General features: G+C 66.3%; 20 protein-coding genes. 17 read left to right on the top strand and 3 right to left on the bottom strand.

The features are described from left to right. Positions 1–10 precede the first annotated feature (10 nt). From O0879_RS01425 to O0879_RS01415, 3 genes are read right to left on the bottom strand one after another with little or no spacing between them, the layout of a single operon-like run. Positions 11–517 (bottom strand): type II secretion system protein, encoded by a 507-nt coding sequence (locus O0879_RS01425; RefSeq protein WP_289914318.1) that lies wholly within the window; start codon positions 515–517, stop codon positions 11–13. Beyond that, positions 517–1,752 carry a type II secretion system F family protein gene (locus tag O0879_RS01420; protein WP_289904674.1) on the bottom strand — a complete coding sequence of 412 codons (1,236 nt, stop codon included), beginning with the start codon at positions 1,750–1,752 and terminating at the stop codon, positions 517–519. Before O0879_RS01420 ends, O0879_RS01425 begins: the two co-directional genes overlap by 1 nt. Position 1,753: 1 nt before the next feature. After that, the gene (locus O0879_RS01415) at positions 1,754–3,457 is read right to left on the bottom strand and encodes a GspE/PulE family protein (RefSeq protein ID WP_034781098.1); all 1,704 of its coding nucleotides are present in this window, start codon (positions 3,455–3,457) and stop codon (positions 1,754–1,756) included. 208 nt (positions 3,458–3,665) lie between these two features. On the opposite strand from O0879_RS01415, the gene O0879_RS01410 reads away from it, so the two are divergent. The 17 genes from O0879_RS01410 to O0879_RS01330 all read left to right on the top strand — a co-directional run bounded on the left by O0879_RS01410 (position 3,666) and on the right by O0879_RS01330 (position 24,562). Next, positions 3,666–4,394, top strand: a complete 729-nt coding sequence (locus O0879_RS01410) for an ABC transporter ATP-binding protein (RefSeq protein ID WP_289914317.1) — start codon at positions 3,666–3,668, stop codon at positions 4,392–4,394. After that, positions 4,391–5,923, top strand: a complete 1,533-nt coding sequence (locus O0879_RS01405; RefSeq protein WP_289914316.1) for an AAA family ATPase — start codon at positions 4,391–4,393, stop codon at positions 5,921–5,923. Before O0879_RS01410 ends, O0879_RS01405 begins: the two co-directional genes overlap by 4 nt. Before the next feature lie 107 nt (positions 5,924–6,030). Next, complete coding sequence (gene mshL, locus O0879_RS01400) at positions 6,031–7,989, top strand: pilus (MSHA type) biogenesis protein MshL (RefSeq protein WP_289914315.1); 1,959 nt, start codon at positions 6,031–6,033, stop codon at positions 7,987–7,989. After that, positions 7,986–9,395, top strand: coding sequence for a tetratricopeptide repeat protein (locus tag O0879_RS01395; RefSeq protein WP_289914314.1), 1,410 nt, complete (start codon positions 7,986–7,988; stop codon positions 9,393–9,395). Before mshL ends, O0879_RS01395 begins: the two co-directional genes overlap by 4 nt. A 7-nt stretch (positions 9,396–9,402) precedes the next feature. Further along, complete coding sequence (locus O0879_RS01390; RefSeq protein WP_251348304.1) at positions 9,403–11,106, top strand: ATPase, T2SS/T4P/T4SS family; 1,704 nt, start codon at positions 9,403–9,405, stop codon at positions 11,104–11,106. Further along, positions 11,106–12,311 carry a type II secretion system F family protein gene (locus O0879_RS01385; RefSeq protein ID WP_251348303.1) on the top strand — a complete coding sequence of 402 codons (1,206 nt, stop codon included), beginning with the start codon at positions 11,106–11,108 and terminating at the stop codon, positions 12,309–12,311. Before O0879_RS01390 ends, O0879_RS01385 begins: the two co-directional genes overlap by 1 nt. Positions 12,312–12,318: 7 nt before the next feature. After that, positions 12,319–13,875: a hypothetical protein gene (locus O0879_RS01380; protein ID WP_289914313.1), complete on the top strand. Its 1,557-nt coding sequence runs from the start codon at positions 12,319–12,321 to the stop codon at positions 13,873–13,875. Further along, positions 13,872–14,543: a hypothetical protein gene (locus O0879_RS01375; RefSeq protein ID WP_289914312.1), complete on the top strand. Its 672-nt coding sequence runs from the start codon at positions 13,872–13,874 to the stop codon at positions 14,541–14,543. The genes O0879_RS01380 and O0879_RS01375 overlap by 4 nt, the downstream gene beginning before the upstream one ends. Next, positions 14,540–14,947 (top strand): hypothetical protein, encoded by a 408-nt coding sequence (locus tag O0879_RS01370; protein ID WP_289914311.1) that lies wholly within the window; start codon positions 14,540–14,542, stop codon positions 14,945–14,947. The genes O0879_RS01375 and O0879_RS01370 overlap by 4 nt, the downstream gene beginning before the upstream one ends. Further along, positions 14,944–15,690: a hypothetical protein gene (locus O0879_RS01365; RefSeq protein WP_289914310.1), complete on the top strand. Its 747-nt coding sequence runs from the start codon at positions 14,944–14,946 to the stop codon at positions 15,688–15,690. Before O0879_RS01370 ends, O0879_RS01365 begins: the two co-directional genes overlap by 4 nt. Then, entirely contained in the window at positions 15,687–16,403 is a 717-nt protein-coding gene (locus O0879_RS01360; protein WP_289910495.1) for a type II secretion system protein, read from the top strand. The genes O0879_RS01365 and O0879_RS01360 overlap by 4 nt, the downstream gene beginning before the upstream one ends. Next, positions 16,403–17,176 carry an ABC transporter permease subunit gene (locus O0879_RS01355; RefSeq protein WP_180278756.1) on the top strand — a complete coding sequence of 258 codons (774 nt, stop codon included), beginning with the start codon at positions 16,403–16,405 and terminating at the stop codon, positions 17,174–17,176. Before O0879_RS01360 ends, O0879_RS01355 begins: the two co-directional genes overlap by 1 nt. Then, on the top strand, positions 17,176–17,898 hold the full coding sequence (locus O0879_RS01350) for a hypothetical protein (RefSeq protein ID WP_289914309.1): 723 nt from the start codon (positions 17,176–17,178) through the stop codon (positions 17,896–17,898). The genes O0879_RS01355 and O0879_RS01350 overlap by 1 nt, the downstream gene beginning before the upstream one ends. Positions 17,899–17,975: 77 nt before the next feature. Beyond that, positions 17,976–18,548: a prepilin-type N-terminal cleavage/methylation domain-containing protein gene (locus tag O0879_RS01345; RefSeq protein WP_099667508.1), complete on the top strand. Its 573-nt coding sequence runs from the start codon at positions 17,976–17,978 to the stop codon at positions 18,546–18,548. A 27-nt stretch (positions 18,549–18,575) separates the two neighbouring features. Continuing rightward, entirely contained in the window at positions 18,576–18,938 is a 363-nt protein-coding gene (locus tag O0879_RS01340; RefSeq protein ID WP_099667507.1) for a NirD/YgiW/YdeI family stress tolerance protein, read from the top strand. 234 nt (positions 18,939–19,172) lie between these two features. After that, on the top strand, positions 19,173–23,642 hold the full coding sequence (locus O0879_RS01335) for a PAS domain-containing protein (protein ID WP_289914308.1): 4,470 nt from the start codon (positions 19,173–19,175) through the stop codon (positions 23,640–23,642). Further along, complete coding sequence (locus tag O0879_RS01330) at positions 23,639–24,562, top strand: diguanylate cyclase (protein ID WP_099667505.1); 924 nt, start codon at positions 23,639–23,641, stop codon at positions 24,560–24,562. Before O0879_RS01335 ends, O0879_RS01330 begins: the two co-directional genes overlap by 4 nt. Positions 24,563–24,574: the final 12 nt, after the last annotated feature.

The raw sequence follows: 24,574 nt of genomic DNA, 5'->3' as shown, positions 1-24,574 counted from the left end.
AGGAAGCGCGTCAGTTTGCCGCCGGGTCCGGCGATTGCCACACCACGATATCGGGTTCCTGGGCGAGCTTGTCAAGATCGGCATCCGCACGTGGCAAGGTTACCTTAAATTTCACTAAATCAACCCTTTTACTGGGAAAAATATTGCCATTACTAAACAAATAGATGATTTTTTGTTCTTTTTTATCGTACAGCCAATTCCCCGCAGGTAATTTTGCAAGCTCCGGCTGCGCGAACTCGCCCAGGTAGTTGGCCGGCTTATCCATCAGCCAGTCGAACGGGTTTTGCCGCGCCAGCGCCGGCAACCGGTCGCGCCGATCCGCCAGGTACAGGTGCAGCACCTGCACCCGCAAGCTGGTGCGCAGCACGCCCAGCATCTGCGCCACGGCCACCTGCTGCGCCTGCCGCTGGTAATAGCTGACCCGGTTCAGGAACACGGCCGTCAGGATGGCGAACACGCCCGCCACCACCGCCAGCTCGAACAGGGTGAAACCGCGCTGGCGGAATGGTTTTGCCATCAGTGCAGGGCCGCCCGGCCCAGGTCCCAGATCGGCAGGAAGATGCCCAGCGCCAGCACCAGCACCATGGCGCCGAGGAAGACGATCAAAATCGGCTCGATCTGCGCCGACAGGGTTTTCAGCTCGTAATCGACTTCGCGCTCGTACATGTCCGCGATCTCGTCCATCAGGTCGTCGAGCGAACCGGATTCCTCGCCCACGGCGATCATCTGCAGCACCACGGGCGTAAACACGCCGGCCGCGACCGAGGTGCGCAAGATGCTTTCTCCCCGCTCGACGCCGTCGCGCATCTGCTCCACGCGCGCGCTCAGATACGTGTTGTCGACCGTTTGCGACACCACCGTCAGCGCCTGCACGATGGGCACGCCGCTCGTGCTCGACAGGGCAAAACTGCGCGCGAAGCGGGCCATCGTGCCTTTCAGGATGATCTTGCCGGCGATCGGCAGGCGCAGCTTGGCGCGATCCCACTTATATAAACCCTCTTTCGTGCGCAGCCAGGCGCGCCAGCCGAAAAAGCCGCCCACGCCCAGCATCAACAGGATAGGCCAGTACGTCACCGTAAAGCGCGAGATACCGATCAGGATGCGCGTCATCAGGGGCAGTTCCGCATGGAAACTGGCAAACACCTTCTCGAACTGGGGAATGACGAAGATATTCACCACGATCATGGCGGCCAGCATGGCGAAGACGACGAAGGTCGGGTAGCGCGTCGCCGTTTTCACGCGCGCGCGCATGTCGCGGTCGAATTCCAGGTGGTCGAACAGGCGCAAAAACACTTCATCGAGGCGCCCCGTCATTTCGCCCACGCGCACCATCGACAGGTAGAACGGCGTGAAGATGGCGGGATGGCGCGCCATGGCGGCCGACAGTTCGCGGCCCGCGTCGAGCGATTCGCGCACATCCTTGATGATGCGCCCGAATGCGGGACTGATGGCCGACTCCTGCAAGCCGGCCAGGCCGCGCATGATGGGCACGCCCGCCTTGAGCAGGGTGTACAGCTGGCGGCTGAACAATTGCACGTCCATGGGCGTGACCTTTTTCTCGGTCAGCTTGTCCCACCAGCCCAGTTGGTTGGCGCCCGCCTTCGTCACCGTCTGTTTCGTGGCGCTGATATCGACGGGCGTGCTGCCGCCTGCCATCAATTGATCGGCCACGGCGCCGCTGTCGGCGCCTTCCATGACGCCGGTCAACAGTTCGCCGCTGGCGCTGCGCGCCTTGTAGGAGAAAAACGGCACCTCAGTCCTCGCTCTGGTTGCTGATGCGCATCGCTTCCATCACCGTCGTGCGGCCCTGGACCACCAGCTGCACGGCGTGGCGGCGCAGGGTTTCGCCCGCCATCTGCGCCGTCGCCACCTTCATGAAGTGGGACGGATCGGCATGGTTGGCGGCATCGGCCACGGCGCGCGTGATTTCCAGCAATTCGTACACGCCCGTGCGGCCCCGGTAACCCATGCCGTTGCAATGCGAACAGCCCTTGCCGTGGAAATACTGGTTGCGCTCGACCAGTTCGCCCAGTTCCAGGCGCAGCCATTCGTATTCGTTCGGTGTGGGCGCGTATGGCGTGCTGCAGCTTTCGCAGATCACGCGCACCAGGCGCTGCGCCAGCACGGCTTGCAGCGAGCTGCCCACCATGTAGCGGGGCACGCCCATGTCCATCAGGCGCAGCGGCGTGCTGATGGCGTCGTTCGTATGCAGGGTCGACAGCACCAAGTGACCCGTCATGGCGGCGCGCAAGCCGATTTGCGCCGTTTCCTGGTCGCGCATCTCGCCCACCAGCACGATGTCGGGATCTTGCCGCAGGGCCGAGCGCAGCACCCTGGCGAAATTCAGCTCGATCTTGTCGTTGACTTGCACCTGGTTAATGCCCGGCAAGCGGTACTCGACGGGGTCTTCCACCGTGATGAGCTTTTTTTCCACGGAGTTGAGTTCGGACAAGGCGCAGTACAAGGTCGTCGTCTTGCCGCTGCCGGTCGGCCCCGTCACCAGCACGAGGCCGTTCGGGCGGCTGACGATGGCGCGGAATTGCGCCACCAGCGCAGGCGGCATGCCGATGGCGTCCAGGCGCAAGGTCGTGCCGCCCTGGTTCAGGAGCCGCATCACCACCGATTCGCCGTATTGCGTCGGCATGGTGGAAATACGCACGTCGATGCGCTGGTTTTTCACGCGGATGGCGAAGCGTCCATCCTGCGGCAGGCGTTTCTCGGAAATATCGAGGTCCGACATCAATTTCAGGCGCAGCGCCAGCGAACTGGCGATCTTGCTGTCCGCTTCCGTCTGCAGGTGCAGCACGCCGTCGATGCGGAAGCGGATCTGCAGCCGGCCTTCCTGCGGCTCGATGTGGATGTCCGAGGCGCGCACCTGGGTAGCATCCTCGAACACGGATTGCAGCAGCTTGACGATGGGCGCCTCTTCCAGGCCCGGATTGGCGGCCAGCGCGCCGAAGTCGACGGAAACGTCGCCCAGGTCCTGCTCCAGCTCGCGCGTCAGGGTGGAAATGTCTTCCGTGCGGCGGTAGATGCGGTCGATGGCGGCCAGCACTTCCGTCTCATTGACGACGGCCAGCTCGATATGGCGCTTGACCAGGCGCGAGATTTCATCGTACGCGAACAGGTCCGTGGGATCGGACATGCCGACCAGCAAACCCTCGCGGCGGTCTTCCAGCACCAGCGCGCGGAAGCGCCGCGCCTGGGTTTCCGGCAGCAGCCGCACCAGTTCGGGGTTGATGTTGAAAAACTTCAGGTTGATATAGGGAATGTCGAGCTGGCGCGCCAGGGCGCCCGAAATCTGCTCTTCCGTGACGAAGCCGTGCTCGACAAAAACGCGGCCCAGCTTGCGTCCCGAACGCTTCTGTTCCGTCAAGGCCTGGCCCAACTGTTCTTCCGTCAGCAATTTCTGCTGCACCAAAATTTCACCGAGCCGGACTTTCTCTGGCCTTGCCATGCTTGCTCCTCGACAGATTCATCAGACGATGCACGCCAGCGGCGCGCGGGGGTATTTTATTCCAGAACCTGTTGTTTCTTAAAGAAAATACATTCCATCATTTGATTTTTGCGCATTTCAACACTCAGCAAGTAAACACTTGCCGCCCGCCGGCACCCATGGCAATAATGGCGGTCGTACCCCGTCTTGCCTGCCGACCATTGCCACTATGAACGCCTGCGCCATCGAGTTCCACAACGTGCATCTGCAGCTGGCGGGCAACGCCGTGCTGCGCGGCGTCGACCTGCAGGTGCGCGCGGGAGAACTGTTCGGCCTGGTTGGCGTGAATGGCGCGGGCAAGACTTCCCTGCTGAAATGCCTGCTGGACTTCTGTACGCCCGAGCGGGGCGAGATCGCCATCTTCGGCCAGCCGCACCGGCATGGCGCGGCGCGCCAGCCCCTGTCGTTTCTGCCGGAGCGCTTCCAGGCGCCGTATTACCTGACGGGCGGCGACTTCCTGCGCTACCTGGCGCGCCTGCACAAGGTGCGCCCCGATGCGCAAGCGCTGCAGCAAACCCTGGACGCGCTGGACCTGGCGCCGGACGCCCTGCTGCGCCCCGCGCGCGAGTATTCGAAAGGCATGATGCAGAAACTGGGGCTGGCCGCATGCTTGCTATCGGGCAAGCCGCACCTGGTACTCGACGAACCGATGAGCGGACTCGATCCGAAGGCGCGCGCGCAATTCAAGCAAGTCTTGCGGCAAGCGCGCGCGCAAGGCCGCGGCGCCCTGCTCACCTCGCATGCGCTGGCCGACGTGGAAGAATTGTGCGACCGCATGGCCATCCTGCATGGGGGCCGCATCGTGTTTACGGGCACGCCCGCCGAATGCCGCGCGCGTCACGGCGGCGCGGCCGACGCCAGCCTGGAACAGGCTTTCCTCAATTGCATCGCGGCATGAACGCCGACACGCACGTCGCGCCCTCCACGCCGCCCGGACGGCCGTATGCGCCCTTGCCGCACGGCATGTATCTGCGCCATTTCGGCTTGCGCACGGCGCCGTTCGGCATCACGCCGGACCCGGCCTTCTTTTATACGGGCAATACGCGGGGCGAGCTGCTCGCTGCGCTGCTGTATGCCGTCACGCAAGGCGAAGGTATCATCAAGCTGACGGGCGAAGTGGGCAGCGGCAAGACCATGCTGTGCCGCATGCTGGCCGAGCGCCTGCCGCCCCGGGTAGACGTGCTGTACCTGCTCAATCCCCGCCTGGAACCGGACGAAGTCCTGCACGCCATCGCCGCCGAACTGGGCCTGGAACTGGATGGCTACCGCGCCGATGCCGTCCTGCGCGCCCTGCACGGCGAGCTGATCGCCAGGCATGCGGCGGGACGCCAGGTGGTGTTGCTGGCCGAAGAAGCGCAAGCGATGCCGGGCGCCACCCTGGAAGCGCTGCGCCTGCTGACGAACCTGGAAACGGCCAGCCACAAGCTGCTGCAGATCGTTCTGTTCGGCCAGCCGGAATTGCAACACACCCTGGACTTGCCCCAGTTCCGCCAGTTGAAGGAACGCATCACCCACAGTTTCAGCGTGCCGCGCCTGCCGCCAGCCTTGCTGGACGACTATCTGGCATGCCGCCTGGCCGCCGCCGGCCGTGCGGCGCCGCTCGTTTTTACGCCGGCCGCGCTGCGCCGGCTGGCGCGCGCGGCGCAGGGCATCGTGCGCAGGATCAATATCCTGGCCGACAAGGCCTTGCTGGCCGCGTTTGCGGACGATGCGCAGGAAATCAGCGCGCGCCACGTGCGCCTGGCCATCGCCGACAGCCCCTTTTACCGCCCGCCCTGGCATGCGGGCAAGTTGCTGGCAGGCGCCTTGAGCTCGCTGATGCTGTTGCTGGCCTTTGCTCTGCTGTGGCAATGGCGGGCAGGCAGCGAGGATCGGACTGCGGCGACAGCCAGCATGGCGACACCGGCAAGCCAGGCCTCCCAGGCACACCACGCATCCCAGGCACGCTCCGCCGCGCCCGCCGACGTGGCCCCAGGCACGCTCAAGGCAGCGCTTATGCGCGCACCGCAGCCCGCCCCGTCGACGCTGCTCGACAGCAAGCTGGCCGAATCGCGCGACTGGCTGGCGCGGCAAGGGCCGCGGCAACTGGTGCTGCACATCGCCAGCTTGCCCGCCACCGAGACAGTTGCGGCGGAAACCTTCCTGCGGCAGGCGCAGCAAGCCACCGGCCTGCACGACCTCCACGTGTTTCGCCTGCCTGGCGCCGCGTCCGCAACCGCGTCCGCGTCCGCAAATACGCCGCCCGCGACCTCCGCCGCGCGCCTGCTCATCGTCTATGGCAGCTTTGCCGACCAGGCCAGCGCCGAAGCCGTGTGGGCCAGGCTGGCCCCGGCGTCGTCGCAGAAAATATTGCTGAGCGACATAGACAGTATCCGCACAGAAATAAAAGCCCTGACACTGGAAAAACCGGGGCGTGGCGCCCCCTGACTTTATTTCAGCATATTGCCTCCCAAGCCTGCACAGCCGATTGCTTTTAAGCGATCATGCTGGGTAAAATTACAAAAGCACAACACGACTTCAAGGGCGAACTTTTCATGACTCAACACCCTATTCCTGTGCTGACCTCTTGGGTCGCCCTCGCCTGCAGCACCATGCTGGCCGGCTGCGCCACGCATCAAACGCCGCTGTCGCCGGCCCACCTCAATGCCGCGCCCGTCGCCGCCGGCGTCATTCCCGAACCGGTGCAGCAAAGCAGCGCGCTGGCCGCTCCCCTGCCCGCGCCAAAAGTGGAAACCTACAGCGTCACCGTGCACAAGGTGCCCGTGCAATCGCTGCTGTTTGCGCTGGCGCGCGACGCGGGCATGAATATCGACATCCACCCGCAGATCGAAGGCAGCGTCACCCTGAATGCGCTGAACCAGACCCTGCCGCAACTGCTGGCGCGTATCGGCAAGCAAGTCGATATGCGCTACGAAATCGATGGCAAGAACCTGACGGTGCTGCCCGACGCGCCCGTCTGGCGCACTTACAAGGTCGATTACGTCAACATGGCGCGCAGCACCAACAGCAGCGTGAATATCGCCACGCAAATCTCCACGGCGGGCGGCGGGTCGAACAACGCCAGCAACCCCGTGGGCAGCACGCAAGGCAGCGGCGGCAACGGCAATAACAATTCGACCACCCTCGTCGTGAATCGTTCGGAAAATAATTTCTGGTACAGCCTGGAAAAGAATATCCGCGACCTGCTGCGCGAGACCACGCTCAACGACGTGCAGGTGGACCCGCTGGCGCAGCTGAACCAGCAATTGACGAGCATGCCAGGCCAGCAGGGACAGCAAGGCCAGCAGCAGAACCAGGCCGGCGCCTACCCTGCCGCCGGTGCGGCCGGCCAGTACGGCGCCCAGGCGCCGATGCCGTATGGCAACCCGAACGGGAGCCAGAATGTGCCGGGCCAGCAGGCGCCCAGCCAGAACGCGGCTCCCGGCCAGCCGCTGGACGCGAACGGCATGCCGCTGCTCAAACTGGCCAACAAGGGCAGCCCCTCGTCCGTCGTCGTCAACGTCGAGGGCGGCCTGATCGCCGTGCGCGCCACGGGCCGCCAGCATGAAAAGATCGCCGAATTCCTCGACGCGGTATTGCACAGCGCCAAGCGGCAAGTGCTGATCGAGGCGACCATCATCGAAGTGCGCCTGAGCAATGAATACCAGCAAGGCATCAACTGGTCGCGCCTGACGGGCAGCCTGCAATTGCGCCAGGGGCAAGTGGGCACGGCGGGCCTGTCCAGCGGCGTCACGCCGAACGCCACGCCCGGCATCTTCCTGCTCAATTATCTGAAAGACAGCTTTTCCACCACCATCCAGCTGCTCGAATCGTTCGGCAAGGTGAAAGTGCTGTCCAGTCCGAAGATCAGCGTGCTGAACAACCAGACGGCCATGCTGAAGGTGGTCGACAACAATGTCTTCTTTACCATCAAGGTGACGCCCGCCGTGATCAGCTCGACGGGCACCATCACCACGCCGGCTACCTATGAATCGAAGCTGGAAACGGTGCCCGTCGGCTTCGTCATGAGCGTCACGCCGCAGATTTCCGACAGCGATGAAGTGACCCTCAACGTGCGCCCCACCATCACGCGCATCGTCGGCTACGTGCAAGACCCGAATCCGGCCCTGGCCACGGCCAACGTGCAAAGCCGCGTGCCCGTGATCCAGGCGCGCGAGCTGGAATCGATCATGAAAGTGGGCAATGGCCAGATCGCCGTGATGGGCGGCCTGATGCAAGACTCCATCGACAATGCCAAGGATGGCGTGCCGGGCCTGTCCAGCCTGCCCTTGGTGGGCAATCTGTTTACCTACCGCAATGAGGCAAGCAGCAAGACGGAGCTGGTGATCTTCATGCGCCCCGTCGTCGTCAAGGATGCCAGCGTCGAGGGCGATTACCGCGATTACCGCTACCTGCTGCCCGGCCAGGCGCCGCTCAACACCCAGCCCTACACGGATGGCCCGCCAGCGGCGCCCGTCCGGCCGCAGGCGCGCTTGCAGGGAGACTTCCCATGAGCTTGCTGATGCAGGCGCTCAAGAAAGCCGAGCGCGCCAAGCAGAACAGCCTTTCCGACGAAGAACTGGAAAAGCCGTCCGAAGCCTACGACCAGGTGCTGGAACTGGCGCCGGCCGACGCCCTGCCGCCCCGTCCCGCACCAGCGCCCGTGCAGCCGGCAAGCACCTTGCGCCTGGAACCGCTGACGGACGCGCCCGCGCCGCAGCCGGCACAGAGTGCCTCCCAGCCTGAGCCACAGCCAGGGTCACAGCAAGGCGCGCAGTCAGGCCCGCCGCCCGAGCCGCCGCGCGCCCGTCCGGAAGCGCCGCCCGCCCGGCCACGCGCCAGCCGCAGCAATCCGCCGCCGAAAGGCCCCACGGGCCCCATCAGCGTCGACCCGGTCACCGTGCGCCTGGCCGTGCTGCTGGCGATCCTGCTGCTGGTGGTCGGCTCCATGGCGTACTGGTACTGGCGCGCCAGCACCAGCCCCGGCGCGGGCGCCAACTTGCCCGGCGTGCCCATGCCGCTGACGGATGCCCCGGGCACGGCCGGCGTTGCCGGCCCCGTCGTGGTGGTGCCGGCGACGGGTGCCGCGCCGCCGGACGCCATGACGCCCGCGGCGCTGCCGCCCGACACCCCGCGCGACGCGCGCCAGCCAGAGTCAGCACAGGACCAGCAGGCGATGATACAGGCGGCGGCCCAGGCCGCCGTAGCGGCGCAGCTGGCGCACATGGCGCCGCCCGCAGCGCCCAGCCTGCCACCGGTGGCCGCGCCCGACAACAGCCAGATCCAGGTGCAGCGCAGCGTGGCCGCGCCGCAAATCAACCCCGATGTGCAGCAAGCCTATCAAGCCTTCAACGGGGGCCAGTTGGATCTTGCTCGTCAGCAATATGAAACGGTGCTGCGGCAGGATGCGACCAACCGCGACGCGCTGCTGGGCCTGGCGGCCGTGGCCCTGCGCGAAAACCAGGGCGCGCAGGCGGCGGCCCTGTACGTGCGTTTGCTGGAAATCAATCCCGACGATGGCGAGGCGCTGGCCGGCCTGATCGGGCTGCGCCAGGGCGACGTGGCGCAGAGCGAGGCAAAATTGAAAGCCATCCTGGCGCGCAACCCCGACAGCGCCCCCGTGCTGTTTGCACTGGGCAATGTGTACGCCAAGCAGCGCCGCTGGAACGAAGCGCAGCAGCAATTTTTCCGCGCCTACGGCGCCGCGCCAGGCAACCCCGACTATGCCTTCAACCTGGCCGTGGGCCTGGACCGGCTGAACCAGCCCCGGCTGGCCGCCACGTATTACCAGCGCGCCTTGACCCTGGCGCAGACGACGCCCGCCGCCTTCGACCAGGCCGTCGTGCAAACGCGCTTGCGCGAACTGGCTGCCCCTGCGGCCCCGGCCGAGCCGACCGTCATCACCCCCCGTCAGGAATAAGCATCACATGGCAGAACAGGCAAAACTCCCCCTCGGCAAGCTGCTGATCCAGAAAGGCGTGATCAGCGAAGACCAGCTGCGCATCGCCCTGATCGAGCAGCGGCGCAGCAGCGAACCGCTGGGCAAGCTGCTGATCACCCTGGGTTTTGTCACGGAAGCCACCGTGCGCGAGGCGCTCAGCGAAAACCTGAAACAGGTCAGCGCGGACCTGTCCAGCCTGGTGGTCGACGCCATCGCATTAAAGCTGATACCGAAGGACGTGGCCAAGCGCTACCGCGTCTTTCCCATCGTCTACGAGCGGCAGGCGGATAACCTGATCCTGGCCATGGCCGACACGAGCAACATCGTTGCGCTCGATCAAATCAGCGCCATGCTGGTCAAGGGCATCACGATTTCCACCGTGCTCGTCAACGAATCGGACATTTCGCGCGCCATCGACCAGTACTATGGCTTCGAGCTGTCGATCGACGGCATCCTGCACGAAATCGAAACGGGCGAAGTCAGCTATCAGAGCATGGCCTCGCCGTCGGACGAATACAGCCAGCCCATGGTGCGCCTGATCGATGCGCTGCTGGCCGATGCCGTGCAGAACGGCGCCTCGGACATCCATTTCGAGCCGGAACAGTCGTTCCTGCGCATCCGCTACCGCATCGACGGCATCCTGCGGCAAATCCGCAGCCTGCACAAATCGTACTGGCCGGCCATGGCCGTGCGCCTGAAGGTGATGTCGAACATGAATATCGCCGAGGCGCGCGCGCCGCAGGATGGGCGCATCAGCATCAAGTTTTCCGGGCGGCAAATCGACTTCCGCGCGTCGGCGCAGCCCACCACGCATGGCGAAAACGTCGTGCTGCGCGTGCTGGACCGGCAAAAGGGCATCGTGCCGCTGGACGCCCTGGGCCTGGCCGAGGCGGAATTGAACTTGTTGAAACTCATGATCGCGCGCCCCGACGGCGTGATCCTCGTGACGGGCCCGACGGGCAGCGGCAAGACCACCACGCTGTATTCGATACTCAACCATATCAATACGGAAAGCGTCAACATCATGACCCTGGAGGACCCGGTCGAGTATCCGATGAACATGATACGCCAGACCTCCGTCAACGAATCCGTCAAGCTGGGCTTTGCCGACGGCATCCGCTCGATGATGCGGCAAGACCCCGACATCATCCTCGTGGGCGAGATCCGCGACCGCGAAACGGCGGAAATGGCATTTGCCGCCGCCATGACGGGCCACCAGGTGTATTCCACCCTGCATACGAGCTCGGCCATCGGTTCCGTGGCGCGCCTGCTCGACATCGGCATCTTGCCCGACATCATGGCCGGCAACATCATCGGCATCGTGGCGCAGCGCCTGGTGCGCCGTTTGTGTCCGCACTGCAAGGAAACCGTCATCGCCGATGCCATCGAGCGCCGCCTGCTGGGCCTTGCGTCCGAGGCGCCCGCCGTCAGCATCTGCCGCGCCGCCGGTTGCGAACGCTGCGCGCACCAGGGCTACAAGGGCCGCCTGGCCATCATGGAAATCCTCAAGATGACGGCCGAACTCGATGAATTGACGGCGCGCCGCGCCAGTTTGCGCGAGCTCAAGGCCGCGGCGCGCGCGGCCGGCTTCAAGGGCATCGTCGACGACGGCATGCGCCGCGTGCTGGAAGGCGTCACCACCTTGGAAGAAGTGGGCCGCGTGGTCGACCTGACGGAAAGGCTGGCCTGATGGCGCAATATGTCTACCGCGCAATGGATGCGGCCGGCGCCCTGATTCCCGGCAGCATGGAGGCGGCCAACGTGCCGGACCTGGAAGCGCGCCTGCACCGCATGCAGCTCGACTTGATCGACTGCAAGATCACGGGCCAGTACCTGGTGCTGCTGGGCAAGCGCATCATCCACCGCCGCGACCTGATCAATTTCTGTTTCCACATGGAGCAATTGACGGGCGCGGGCGTGCCCATCCTGGAAGGCTTGAACGACTTGCGCGAAAGCACGGACCACCCGCGCCTGCGCGAAGTCGTCACGGATCTGATCGAAAGCATCGAGGGCGGCCTGCCCCTCTCGGGCGCGCTGGCCCAGCATGGCGACATCTTCGACGCCACGTTCACCAGCCTGATACTGGCGGGAGAACAGAGCGGCCGGATCGCCGACGTCTTCAAGAACCTGTCGGAAAGCCTGAAATGGCAGGACGAGCTGGCCTCGCAGACGCGCAAGATCGTCATGTACCCCGTCGTCGTCGCCATCGTCGTGGCGGCCGTGACGTTTTTTCTGATGATTTACCTGGTGCCCCAGCTGACGGCGTTCATCCGCAACATGGGCGGCGAGCTGCCGCTGCACACGCGCGTGCTCATTGCCGTATCGAATGTCTTCATCGATTACTGGTATCTGCTGCTGGCCTTGCCCGTGCTGCTGTTTTTCGGCTTGCGCGCGCTCATCCGCCGCAGCGGGGCGGCCCGCTACGCCTGGGATGGCTTGAAACTGCGGCTGTGGCTGGTCGGTCCCGTGCTGCACAAGATCATCCTGGCCCGCTTCGCCACGTTTTTTGCCCTGATGTATGCTTCCGGCATCACCATCCTCGAATGCATCCGCCTGTCCGAGGGCATCGCCGGCAACCAGGTGGTGGCGGCCGGCCTGCGCCGCGCCGCCCAGCTGATCAGCGAAGGTTACGGCGTCACCGCCGCCTTCCAGCACACGGGCATCTTCCCGCCGCTGGTGATCCGCATGCTGAAGGTGGGCGAGTCCACGGGTTCGCTGGACACGGCCTTGCGCAATGTCAGTTACTTTTACAACCGCGAAGTGAAGGAATTGATTGAAAAAGTGCAAGCCATGATCGAGCCGGCCATGACGGTCATCCTGGGCTTGCTGCTGGGCTGGATCATGCTGTCGGTGCTGGGGCCGATCTACGACACCATCAGCACGATCAAAACCTGAGGCCGCCGTGTTCCGCAAACAATTACTCTACCTCACCAGCGACGCCCTGTGCGCCTACGACTGGAACCACGGCGTGCTGGGCCCCGGCCAGGCCTTCCCCGCCAGCGCGGCCGGGCTGGACGGCTTCGCCGCGTGGCTGGAAGACCCGCAGGAGCGCAGGCTCGACGTGCCCGCCTACCTGCTGACGGACTTGATCGAGGAAGATTTCCAGCATCAGCTCGTGCCCCACGTGCGCGGCAAGGCGGGCCGCGCCCTGCTGGAGCGGCGCAAGCAGCAGTTACACCGCGACACGCCCTACCGGGGCAGCACCCTGCTGGGGCGCGAAAGCACGGGCCGCCACGACGACCAGGTACTGTTTTTCGCCCTCACCAATCCCACCTTGCTGCAACCGTGGACGGAGGCGCTCGAACACTTGCGCGTGCCCGTGGCCGGCATCTATTCGACCAGCCTGCTCAGTATCGCGCTGGTCAAAAAGTTGTCGATCTCGCACGAACACTTGCTGCTGGTGACGCAGCAATCAGGCGGCTTGCGGCAAAGTTACTATGAAAAGGGGCAGCTGCGCTTTTCGCGCCAGACGGCGACCATCGCGCTCGACGGCGTGGCCGTGAATATCGCGCTGGAAACGGAAAAGACACGGCAATTTCTCACCAGCACGCGCATGCTGGCGCGCGGCGACGTCTTGAACACCGTCATCCTGGCGCCGGCCGCGCAGATCGCCAAGCTCGAACTGCTGTGCGACAACGGCGTCGAAGTGGCTTACCACTTCATCGACCTGCAGTTGGCCGGCGAACGGGTGGGCTTGCGCCAGACGCCGGCGCTGGCCGACGAATTGCTGCTGACCTTGCTGGGCAAGCATCCGCCGTCCAGCCACTATCCGCCCGGCGCGCTGGCCCGCTATTACCACTTCCAGCGCGCGCGCAAGACGCTGTACGGCGCCAGCGCCCTGATCGGCGCGTCGGCCGCCCTGTGGTGCGTGATCAATTTGCTTGGCGGCATCGCCGACGGGGCCGCCACGCAGCGGCTGGCGCAGGAAACGGCATCCTACCAGGAACGCTACCGCAGCGTCATGTCGACCCAGCCGCCGGCGCCGGCCAAGACGCAGAACATGAAAGTGGCCGTCACCCTGGGCCAGATGATCGCCAGCCAGGCGCCGGAGCCGGGCCGCCTGCTGGGCATGCTGAGCGCCGCGCTGGACCAGGCGCCGCAGGTCGCGCTGGGCCAGCTGCACTGGCATGCGGGCCAGGCGCCCGCGCGCACGGCCGCTGGCCAGCCGCCGCCGCAGCAGACTGCGCCGCCCCACAGCGCCCTGGCCGGCATCCCTGTCGCGCCGCCGCAGGCGCTGCGCCTGGAAGCGGACGTGGCCATGCCAAATAATGACTACCGCGCCGCGCTGGCCGCCATCACGGCCTTCGCGCAAACCCTGGCGCGCCAGCCGGGCATGCAGGTGACGATCGAGGAAACGCCGCTCGACCTGCGTCCCAGCGCGGCCCTGTCCGGCAAGAGCGCCGCGCCGGCGCAGGACAGCCAGGCCCGCTTTACCCTCTTGCTGGAGTGGCAGCCATGAGCGGCCCCGTGAAGCAGCCGCCCCTGCCCGGCATGCAGCGGGCAGGCACGCCCATGCGCACCCTGCCCGCCTGGCTGGGCGAACTGCACCTGGTGCGCGCCGCCCTGCTGTGCTTTGCGCTGACCTTGCTGGCCAGCCTGCTGCTGCTGAGCCTAACCGCCGCCTATCGCATGCGCGAAGCGCAACAGTTGTACCTGGCCCAGCACACGCGCGCGGCGGCGGCCACCCTGTTCAACCACGCGGAAGCGGAAAAGCAGGAAATCCGCGCCTACGAACCGCAATTTTTGGCCCTGCGCCAGCGCGGCCTGATCGGCGAAGAAAACCGCCTGGCCTGGATCGACGCCATCCGCAGCAGCCAGGAACAGCGCAAATTGCTGCCGATCAGCTATGACATCAGCCCGCAGCAAGCGCTGCCCGTGCCGTTGCCCATGGTGATGGGGCAATATCACCTGCGCGGCAGCCGCATGCGCCTGCAGATGGATTTGCTGCACGAGATGGACTTGCTGAACCTGTTTGACGATTTGCGCCAGGCCGGCTATTTCGCCGTGCAGGATTGCACGCTCAAGCGCCATGGCGCGGCCGGCGGCGAGGCGGTGCCGACCCTGGGCGCCGAATGCGAACTGCTGTGGCTGACCGTCAACAGCGTGCCCGTGCCGGGGCGGCCATGAAGTCCGCCCGCATCCTGTGTGCGCTGCTGGCCGGCGCCGCGCTCACGGCGCAGGCACAGCCGCTGGGACGTTTGTTCCTGTCGCCCCAGCAGCGCGCCCAGCTCGATGCGCAGCGCTACGGGCCGCCGCCACCCGATCCCGCCCTGGCTGCCCCCGCGCCCCCGCCACCGCCGCCGCCCGCGCCGCCCGTGGAATTGAATGGCGTGGTGCAGCGCAGCAGCGGCCGCTCCACCGTCTGGCTGAACCAGGAAGCGCAAAACGAGCCGCACAACCGCCTTGCCCGCGACAAACCCGGCACCCTGACCCTGCGCCTGTCGAATGGCCAGGCGGTGCTGCTGAAACCTGGCCAGCGCTACGACCCGGCCAGCGGCACGGTCACCGAGGCGCAGGAGACGCCGCCATGACGCCACGGCAAGCTCATTGTCAAGCTCGTTGGCAACCTCGTCGCCAGCGCGGCGCCGCCCTGTTGCTGCTGGTGGCCGTGCTGGGCCTGGGCGCGGCCAGCCTGCTGATCAGCGCCTTTGGCCGCAAGACGGGCGAGGCCGAACGCCAGCAGCGCACGCTGGACACCCTGGCGCAGGCGCGCGAAGCCTTGCTGGGCTTTGCGGCGGTCAATGGCCGCCTACCCCGTCCGGCCGCCTCCGCCCTCGACGGGCGCGAACGGGCCGCCGACTGCGCCGACGATGCCGCCTGCAGCGGCTTCCTGCCGTGGGTGGCGCTGGGCGTGGCGGGCAGCGACGCCTGGGGCAAGCTGCTGCGCTACAGCGTCACGCCGGAAATGGCGCGCGCGCCCATCGTCTCGTTTTCCGCCGTCGCCAACCGGGTCGTGCTCGAGCGCGACGCGCGCGGCGAATTCGCCTTCGTCGCGGGGCAGGCACTGTGCGACGTCAGCGTCGAATGCCTGCCCGTCGTGCTGTTCTCGCAAGGTAAGGAGCACTACGGCACGGCCGCCAGCGGCGTGACGCAGATCAATACGGCACGCGGCAACCTCGACGAAGCCGCCAACGACCGCGCCAGCCGCAGTTTCATCGCCCGCCCCGCCACCGACAATGCCGCGCTGCCCGGCGGCGCCTTCGACGACATGCTCACCTGGATTACCTTGCCCACCCTGTACCAACGCATGCGCGCCGCGCGCAACCTGCCATGAGCCCCCGCCCGCATCCATCGCGCCGCCAGGGCGGCTTTTCCCTGATCGAGATCGCCATCGTGCTCGTCATCGTGGGCTTGATGATAGGCGGCCTGGTCACGCCCTTGACGGTGCAGCTGGAACAGCGCAAGGTGGCCGAGACGCAACAGGCGCTGAATGAAGCGAAGGAAGCGCTGACGGGCTACGCGCTGCGCTACGGCTACCTGCCCTGTCCCGCCATCTCCGCCATGAGCGGCCTGGAAGACCGGCGCGGCACCCGCTGCACGGGCGAAAAGCGCGCCGGTTTCCTGCCCTGGGCCACCCTGGGGCTGCGCCAGGGCGACAGCTGGAACAATCTGTTCCGCTACAGCGTGACGCCGGCCTTCAGCGACAGCGGCCAGCTTTTCAGCCTGTCGACGCCGCGCGACATCAGCATCGTCACGCGCAATGGCGGCGCGCTGCTGCAGGCGACGGCCTTGAACGACATCCCAGCCATGATCATGTCGCACGGCAAGAACGGTTTCGGCGCCACGGGCGTGCAGGGCCAGCGCCAGGCTGTGCCTTTCGGCAACAATGTCGACGAGCGCAACAATGCTACGAACGCTACCACCGTCATCAGCCGCGCCGCCAGCGGCCCGCAGCAGCCCGGCGGCGAGTTCGACGATATCGTCGCCTGGCTATCGCCGAACATCCTGTTCAACCGCATGGTGGCCGCGCAAAGGCTGCCCCGCTGATGCCCATGCTCTCGCCCGCCGCCACCATCGCCCGCTACACCTTGCTCGAAGCGCTGCGCAGCCGCCTGCCGTGGCTGTTCCTGCTGGCCGCCTGCGGCGCCGCCGCCCTGGCCGGCTTCCTGCAGCAACTGGCGCTGACGGAAAGCGGCGCCGTGCAGGCGGCGTTGCTGGCGGCCGCCTTGCGCCTGGCCGGCGTCTTCCTGCTGGCCACCTTCATCATCACCAGCATGGCGCGCGAAGCGGCCGACCGGGGCCTGGAACTGCTGCTGGCGCTGCCCATGCCGCGCGCCGCCTACCTGCTGGGCAAGCTGCTGGGCTACGGGGCGCTGGCGGCCGTGCCCGCCGTGCTGTTCGGCCTACTGATGGCGCTGTTCGCCGCGCCCGCGCAAAGCGCGCTGTGGGCGCTGTCGCTGCTGGGGGAATTGTGGATCGTCGCCGCCTTCAGCCTGCTGTGCGCGGCCAGCCTGCAGCAAGCCCTGCCGGCGCTTGCCGCGACCAGCGGTTTCTATGTGCTGGCGCGCATGCTGGGCAGCCTGCAACTGCTGGCGCACGGCCCGCAGGCGGGCGACTCGCTGGCGCAGCGGGCCACGGCCGGCGCCATCGACGTGCTGGCCCTGTTGCTGCCCCGCCTGGACGCCTTTGCGCGCACGGAATGGCTGCTGTACGCCACCGGCGACTGGCCAGCCCTGGCCAATGTGGCGGCGCAAACCGGCATCTACGTGGCCTTGCTGGCCAGCTGCGCGCTGTGCGACTTTTACCGCAGGAACATCTGATGGCCGCCGCCCAGCGCCCCTGGAGCAGCGTGCCGCGCCCCCTGTGCTGGCTGCTGGCGGCATGCCTGCTGCTGCAGCTGGGCTGGCGCCTGGCGCAGCAGCAAGCGCCGGCGCAGGCGCGGCCCCTGCCCGCCGCGCCGCCGGCGGGCGTGGCGCGCCTGGCCAGCCTGGGCGAGCCGCTGGCCATGTCGAAAGCCATGCTGCTGTACCTGCAGTCGTTCGAAGACCAGGCCGGCGTCAGCCTGCCGTGGCGCGAACTCGACTATGACCGCCTGGCCGGCTGGCTGGAAACGGCGCAAACGCTCGATCCGCGCAGCCAGTATGCGCTGGTGGCCGCCAGCGAAGTGTACGCGGGCGTGGCAGACCCGCAGCGCGTGCGGCGCATGCTGGCCTTTGTCGCCGCCAGCTTCGCGGCCGACCCGCAGCGCCGCTGGCCCGCCATGGCGCAGGCGGCGCTGGTGGCGAAGCACCAGCTGCGCGACCTGCCGCTGGCCCTGTCGTATGCGCGTGAACTGCGGCGGCTGACGACGGGGCCGCAAGTGCCATCCTGGGTGCGCGAGATGGAAGCGTTCATCCTGGAAGACATGGACCAGCTCGACAGCGCCCGCCTGGTGATCGGCGGCCTGCTCGCCAGCGGCCAGATCAGCGATCCGCACGAACTGGCCTTCCTCGCGCGCCGGCTCGACGAACTTGCCAAGAAGAAAGCAAAGGCCACGCCATGACACTGCCCTGCGCGCCCGGCACCAAATGCAGTAAACTGCCAACCCAAGCTGTCGCACTTTTTTTCCAAGGAAATCCCATGCCCCCACGCCGCCAGCACGGCTTCACGCTCGTAGAAATCGCCATCGTCCTGGTCATCATCGGCTTGCTGCTCGGCGGCGTGCTCAAGGGACAAGGCTTGATCGACAGCGCCAAGGTGAAAAACATCATCCAGCAATCGAATGCGCTGACGGCCGCCGTCAACGCCTACCAGGACAAGTTCCGCGCCCTGCCCGGCGACGACCTCCAGGGCACCCTGCACGTGCCCAATTCGGCCGGCAACGGCAATGGCGACGGCCAGATCGGCGACGGCCAGCCGCGCGAATTCACCCTGGCGCCGCAGCACCTGGCCCTGGGCGGCTTCATCACCGGCTCGTTCAACGGCACCTCGCAATTCATGACCAGCGCCCAGGGCGGCGCCGTCTACCTGTACAACGACGAAGTGGGCGGCCGCGCCGGCAACGGCATCCGTTTCGACAACTTGCCCGAAAGCTACGCGGAACAGATCGACAGCAAACTCGACGATGGCGTGGCCAGCACGGGCAGCGTCCGGGCGAACATGCCTTACGGCAATGCCGGTGCTATCATCCCCCGCACCGCCGTCTTCTTCTGAGCCGTCAGTCACTATCAAAGGAATACCATGCCACTGCACCGCAAACTCATCGTCTCCCTGGCCGCCTGCGCCTTGCTGGCCGGCAGCGCGCACGCCCAATACGTGGGCCCGACGGCCGGCCCGGCCGCGCCCAGCAGCGTGGCCGCCATCCTGAAAAACCCCGTCGACGACCAGGCCGTCGTGCTGCGCGGCCATTTGCTGCGCAAAGTGGGCAAGGAGAAATACACGTTCTCCGACGGCACGGCGGAAATCCGCGTGGACATCGACGACAAGGTCTTCATGAACCGCAAGATCGACGCCAAGACCCAAGTGGAAATCCGCGGCGAAGTGGAGAAGGATTTCATGGAGAGCCCGGAAATCGATGTCGACGTGCTGACCGTAGTACCGTAAAGCCGCCTTGCCATCCCGCCGCCACGGCGGGATGGGCGTTCCCCCTCCTCTGTATGCCTTGCGCAACCTTTTTTCCATTCCAGAAACTAGGCTTGTCAGAAGAATCAATTTCGTCTAGCATCTTTTCATTCAAGGTCAGCCAGCGCCAGCGTGAGCCTGCCTGTCGACTCATCCATTCTGGGAGCTTTCCGGGTGCAAGATTTGCCTTCGATACGCTCAAGAATTTCATGGCTGGTGCTCGCCTGGGTCATTCCGACGGCGCTCGTGTTTCTCCTGCTCGTGGCGCAAAGTTACACGCGCGAACGCGACCATGTCGTCAGCGAAACGGCGCAGGCGGCGCGCGCGGTGGCCGCCGCCGTCGAACGCGACTTGAACGGCGCCCAGATGGCCGCGCGCATCCTGGCCGGCTCGCCCGCCCTGCAAGCGGACGACATCGGCGCCCTGCGGGCCCTGACCGCCAGCCTGCTGCAGCCTGGCCTGGCCGTCAGCGCCTTCATCGTCTCCGACGCCAAGGGCCGCCAGCTGATCAATACGACCCTGCCCGCCAGCCAGGCGCCGCCTCCCCTGCCGCAAAAATGGGCCGCCAGCATGGAGCGCACGCGCGACTCCGGCAAGCCGCGGCTGACCAGCCTGACCAAGGCGCCCGACAGCCTGCCGCAGCTGGCCCTGAACCTGCCCTTGCCGCGCAGCCAGGGTAGCGCCTACGTGCTGACGGCCCTGTACCCGCCCGACTACCTGTCAGTTCTGTTACGCGAGCTGCACCTGCCAGCCTACTTGGGCGCGGCCATCATCAATGCCGACGGCATCAACGTGGCGCGCACGCTGGCGCCGCAGCACTACGTGGGCCAGCGCAGCGCGGCGCCCCTGCTGGAACAGATACGCCAGGCGCGCGAAGGCGTGCTGCGCCATGCCACGCTGGAAGGCATCGACGTCTATACGGGCTTTCGCCGCGCCCCGGACGCCGCCTGGACGGTGGCCGTCACCATGCGCACCAGCACGGTGGCGCAAGCCCTGCTGCGCTCGGTAGTCACGGGTTCCCTCATCCTGGCGCTGCTGCTGGGCGCCGGCTTCGCCCTGGCCTGGCGCGTGGGCGGCCGCTTGGCCAGCACCCTGCAGGAGCTGACGCAGCAGATCCACGCGCTGGCGCAAGGCAAACCCCTGCTCTCGAACCGGCACGCGGATCGCGAATCGGCCGACATGGCCAGCGCCCTGGGCGCGCTGGAGCGCGACCTGCGACGTCACCGCACGCAGCTCGAAAGCCTGGTGGCCGAGCGCACGCTGGCCCTGGGGAAATCCACGCGCCTGCTGGAAACCGTGTACGCGACGGCGCCAATCGGCATGCTGTTCGTGGACCTGGACTTGCGCATTGTCATGATCAACCACTACCTGGCCGCCATCAACGGGGCCAGCGTGGCGCAGCACCTGGGCCGTCCCGTAGGCGCCATGCTGTTCGACGACGCCGTGCGGGCGGAGGTGGAACGCTGCGTGCGCCAGGTGCTCGGGACGGGACAGCCCATCGTCGACATCGAATTGAAGGGCCATAGCGGCCAGCAGCGCGAGCAGCTGAGCCACTGGATCGTCTCGTACCACCCGATCTTCGGCCCGGAACAGCAATTGCTGGGCGTATCGGGCCTGTGGCTGGACATTAGCGAGCGCAAGCGCAGCGAAGCGGAATTTCGCCGCTCGAAACACCTGTTTGGCACCATTATCGAAAACATCCCGGCCATGGTCTTCGTCAAGCGCGCCGACAAGCTGAGCTTTGAAATGGTCAACCGCCACGCGGAACTGACCCTGGGACGCTCGCGCGAGCAATTGCTGGGCAAGACGGACCACGATTTCTTCCCGCCGCAGCAGGCGTCCGCCTTCGTCAGCGCCGACCGCAAGCTGCTGGCCACGGGGCAGATGGTGGAAATCGAACAGGAAGCGATCAATACGGCCGACGGCACCACGCGCCACTTCACCACGCGCAAGGTGGTCTTGCGCGACGATGCGGGGCGCGCCAGCCATGTGCTGGGGGTATCGATCGACATCACGGAACGCAAGCGCGCCACCGAGGTGCTGCACGCCACCACCTGGCGCCTGGAACAGAACGAACGCTTCATCCGCACCGTCACCGACAACCTGCCCGGCATGGTGTCGTACTGGGGCGCCGATTTGCGTTGCCGATTTGCAAATAAATTCTATAACGAATGGTTTGGCCGCAGCAGCGCCGAACTGGCCGGCATCCACATGAGCGAATTGCTGGGGCAGGAACTGTTCGACGTGTATGCGCCCCACGTCGAGGGCGTGCTGGCGGGCCGGCCGCAAAGCTTCGAGCGCGACCTGCTCGATCCCGGCGGCCAGGTGTGCCACACGTGGACCAATTACATCCCCGATTTCGACGACGGCGGCGGCGTGCGCGGCTTCTTCGTGCTGGCCTCGGACGTTTCCGAACTCAAGCGCACGGAATTGCGCCTGCATGAACTCAACGAGCAAATGGTGCGCGCGCGCGACAAGGCCGAGGCCGCCAGCGTCGCGAAAAGCGAATTCGTCGCCAACATGAGCCATGAAATCCGCACGCCGATGAACGCCATCATCGGCCTGGCGCGCCTGCTGGAAGAGTCGCCGCTGGAACGGCGCGAACGCAGCTATGTGGGCAAGATCCAGATGGCGACGCAGTCGCTGCTCAATATCGTCAATGACGTGCTCGATTTTTCCAAGATCGAGGCGGGACAGATGGTGCTGGAACAGCGCCGCTTCCAGCTCGAACGCATGTTGGGCAGCGTGGGCGTGTTGCTGGCCAGCAGCGCCTGGGCGCGCGGCGTGGAACCCGTGTTCGTGCTCGCCCCCGGCGTGCCGGACGAACTGATCGGCGACGCCCTGCGCGTGGAGCAAATCCTCATCAACCTGATGGGCAACGCCGTCAAGTTCACCTCGCATGGCGAAGTGGTGTTGTCGATCGACAAGGTGGCCGAGGATGCGGCCAGCGCCACCCTCGAATTTTCCGTGCGCGACACGGGCATCGGCATCGGCGCGGCCGAGCAGGAACGCATCTTCGACGCGTTTTCCCAGGGCGACAGCGGCACCAGCCGCAAATATGGGGGCACGGGACTGGGGCTGGCCATCTGCCGGCGCATGGTGGAATTGATGGGCGGCACCCTCAGCGTGAAAAGCACGCTGGGCAAGGGCTCCGACTTCCGCTTCCGCTGCCGCTTCGACAAGGTGGCGCCGCCGCCCGAACCGCCCGGCAAGAGCGCGCCCAGGGTCCAGTCGCTGCTGATCATCGACGACAACGCCAGCGTGCGCGCCATGCTGGAAGAGTGGTGCGCGGCGCAGGGCTGGCACAGCCGCAGCGCCGACAGCGGCGCGGCCGGCCTGGCCCTGCTGCGCGCCCACGCCAGCGGCGGGCCGGCGGCGGACCTGGTGCTGCTCGACGCGGCCATGCCCGGCATCGATGGCATTTCCATGCTCACCGAGGCGCGCGCCGACGAACGCCTGGTGCTGCCGCCCGTGATCATGCTGGTGGCCGACCAGGATAGCGAAAACCTCGAACGCCTGGCCGACAGCCTGATGCTGGCCGGCATCGTTTCAAAGCCGGCCACCCCGGCGCGCCTGCTGGCGGCCGTGACGGCCGTGCGCGAAGGCCGCAGCACCCCTTCGGCGCTGCCCGTGTCCACGCCCTTGTCGGGTTTGCTCACCGGCATGCGCGTGCTGCTGGTGGAAGACAATGAAATCAACCAGGAAGTGGCGCAGTACATCCTGCTGCACTCGGGCGCGCGCGTGACCGTGGCCGCCAACGGCCGACTGGCCGTCGACTTGCTCACCAGCACGCCGGACGCCTGGGACGTGCTGCTGATGGATTTGCAGATGCCCGTCATGAACGGCTACGACGCCACCCTGGCCATCCGCGCCCTGGGCTTGCCGGACTTGCCCATCATCGCCATGACGGCCAATGCCATGGACGAAGACCGCCTGCGCGCCATCGCCAGCGGCATGAATGCGCATGTGGCCAAGCCCATCGACGTTGACGAGATGATACAGACACTGACCCGGCTGGTGCCGGCGCCCTTGGGGGGCGACAGCGCCGTGCCGGCAGCCGACGCCGTCGCGCGGACGCTGGACTTGCCCGCCACGGTGCCCGGCATCGACCTGGCGGCGGCCCTGCACCGCTTCGGCGGCGACTACGGCGCCTTCCTGGCCCTGCTCAAGCGCTTTGAGAATTCGCAAGGCGACGCCGTCGAGGAAACGCGCCGCCTGCTGGCCGCCGGCCAGGCGCAGCAGGCGGCGCAGCTGCTGCACCGCGTGTGCGGCGTGGCGGCCAACCTGGGCGCCACGCACATCGCCAGCCTGGCCGCCGAGACGGAGAAAACGCTGAAAACGGGGCAATCGCACGCCACGTCCGCCATGCTGGGCCGCCTGGAACAGGCGATGGCCGAAGTCATCGAAGCGGCGCGCACCCTGCCTTCGCCCCTGCGGCGCGGCCAGCCGGCGGCGGCCGCGCCCGGCAGCGGGCCCGTCGATCTGCACGCCGGCCTGGCCGAATTGCTGGTTTTGATCCGCAACAACAACCTGAAAGCGCTGGCGCAATTTCACGCGCTGCACCCCGCCCTGCAACAGTCAGACCGGGAAGCGGCGCTGGCGATGGCACATGCGATTGAAACGCTGAATTTTGCCGAGGCGGAAGAACTCGTGCTCGATCAGCTGAAACGAGAGGAAAACAAGTGAGCTGGACCAACCTTGCCATGAACGGGCGCATCCTCATCGTCGATGACGCCATGGAAAACATCCAGATCCTGCACCAGCTGCTGCGCGAGGAGCACGACGTGCTGTTCGCCCTGAGCGGTGTGAAGGCGCTGGAAATTGCGCATAATCAACTGCCGGACCTGATCCTGCTCGACGCCGTCATGCCCGGCATGGATGGCTACGCCGTGTGCAGCGCGCTGCGCGAATCGGCCCTGCTGAGCGCCATCCCCGTCATCTTCGTCACGGCCCTGAACCAGCCCGAGGACGAGACGCGGGCGCTGGAAGCGGGCGCCGTCGATTTCATCACGAAACCGTTCAACGCGGCCGTCGTGCGCGCCCGCGTGCGCAGCCAGCTGACCATCAAGCGGCAGGCCGACGCCATGCGCGAACTGTCGCTGACGGATTCGCTCACGGGCGTGGCCAACCGGCGCAGCTTCAACGACACGATGGACAGCGAATGGCGGCGCTGCGCGCGCGACGGCGTGCCGATGGCCATCATCATGGCCGATATCGACCATTTCAAGGATTACAACGATACGTATGGCCATCAGGCGGGCGACCTGTGCCTGCAGCAGGTGAGCGCCGCCCTGCGCCGCTGCGCCGTGCGCCCGCCCGACCTGCTGGCGCGCTATGGCGGCGAGGAATTCATCATCCTGCTGCCGCAGGAAACGCGCGACGGCGCCGAAGTGGTGGCCCAGCGCATCCTCGACGAAGTGCGCGCGCTGGACATTCCGCACGCCAAATCGAGCGTCGGCCCGCACGTCACCGTCAGCCTGGGCATGGCCAGCGTCATGCCCACGGAAGGCATGGACCCCAGCACCCTGATCCGCGCCGCCGACGCCCTGCTGTACCGCGCCAAGCATACGGGGCGGGACAGGTATTGCGCGTCGGAAGAGGAGTGAGGGAAGATGAGT

It is taken from the genome of Janthinobacterium sp. SUN120, assembly GCF_030397735.1.
GTDB lineage: Bacteria > Pseudomonadota > Gammaproteobacteria > Burkholderiales > Burkholderiaceae_D > Janthinobacterium > Janthinobacterium kumbetense.
This window is presented reverse-complemented; position numbering and strand designations above follow the sequence as displayed.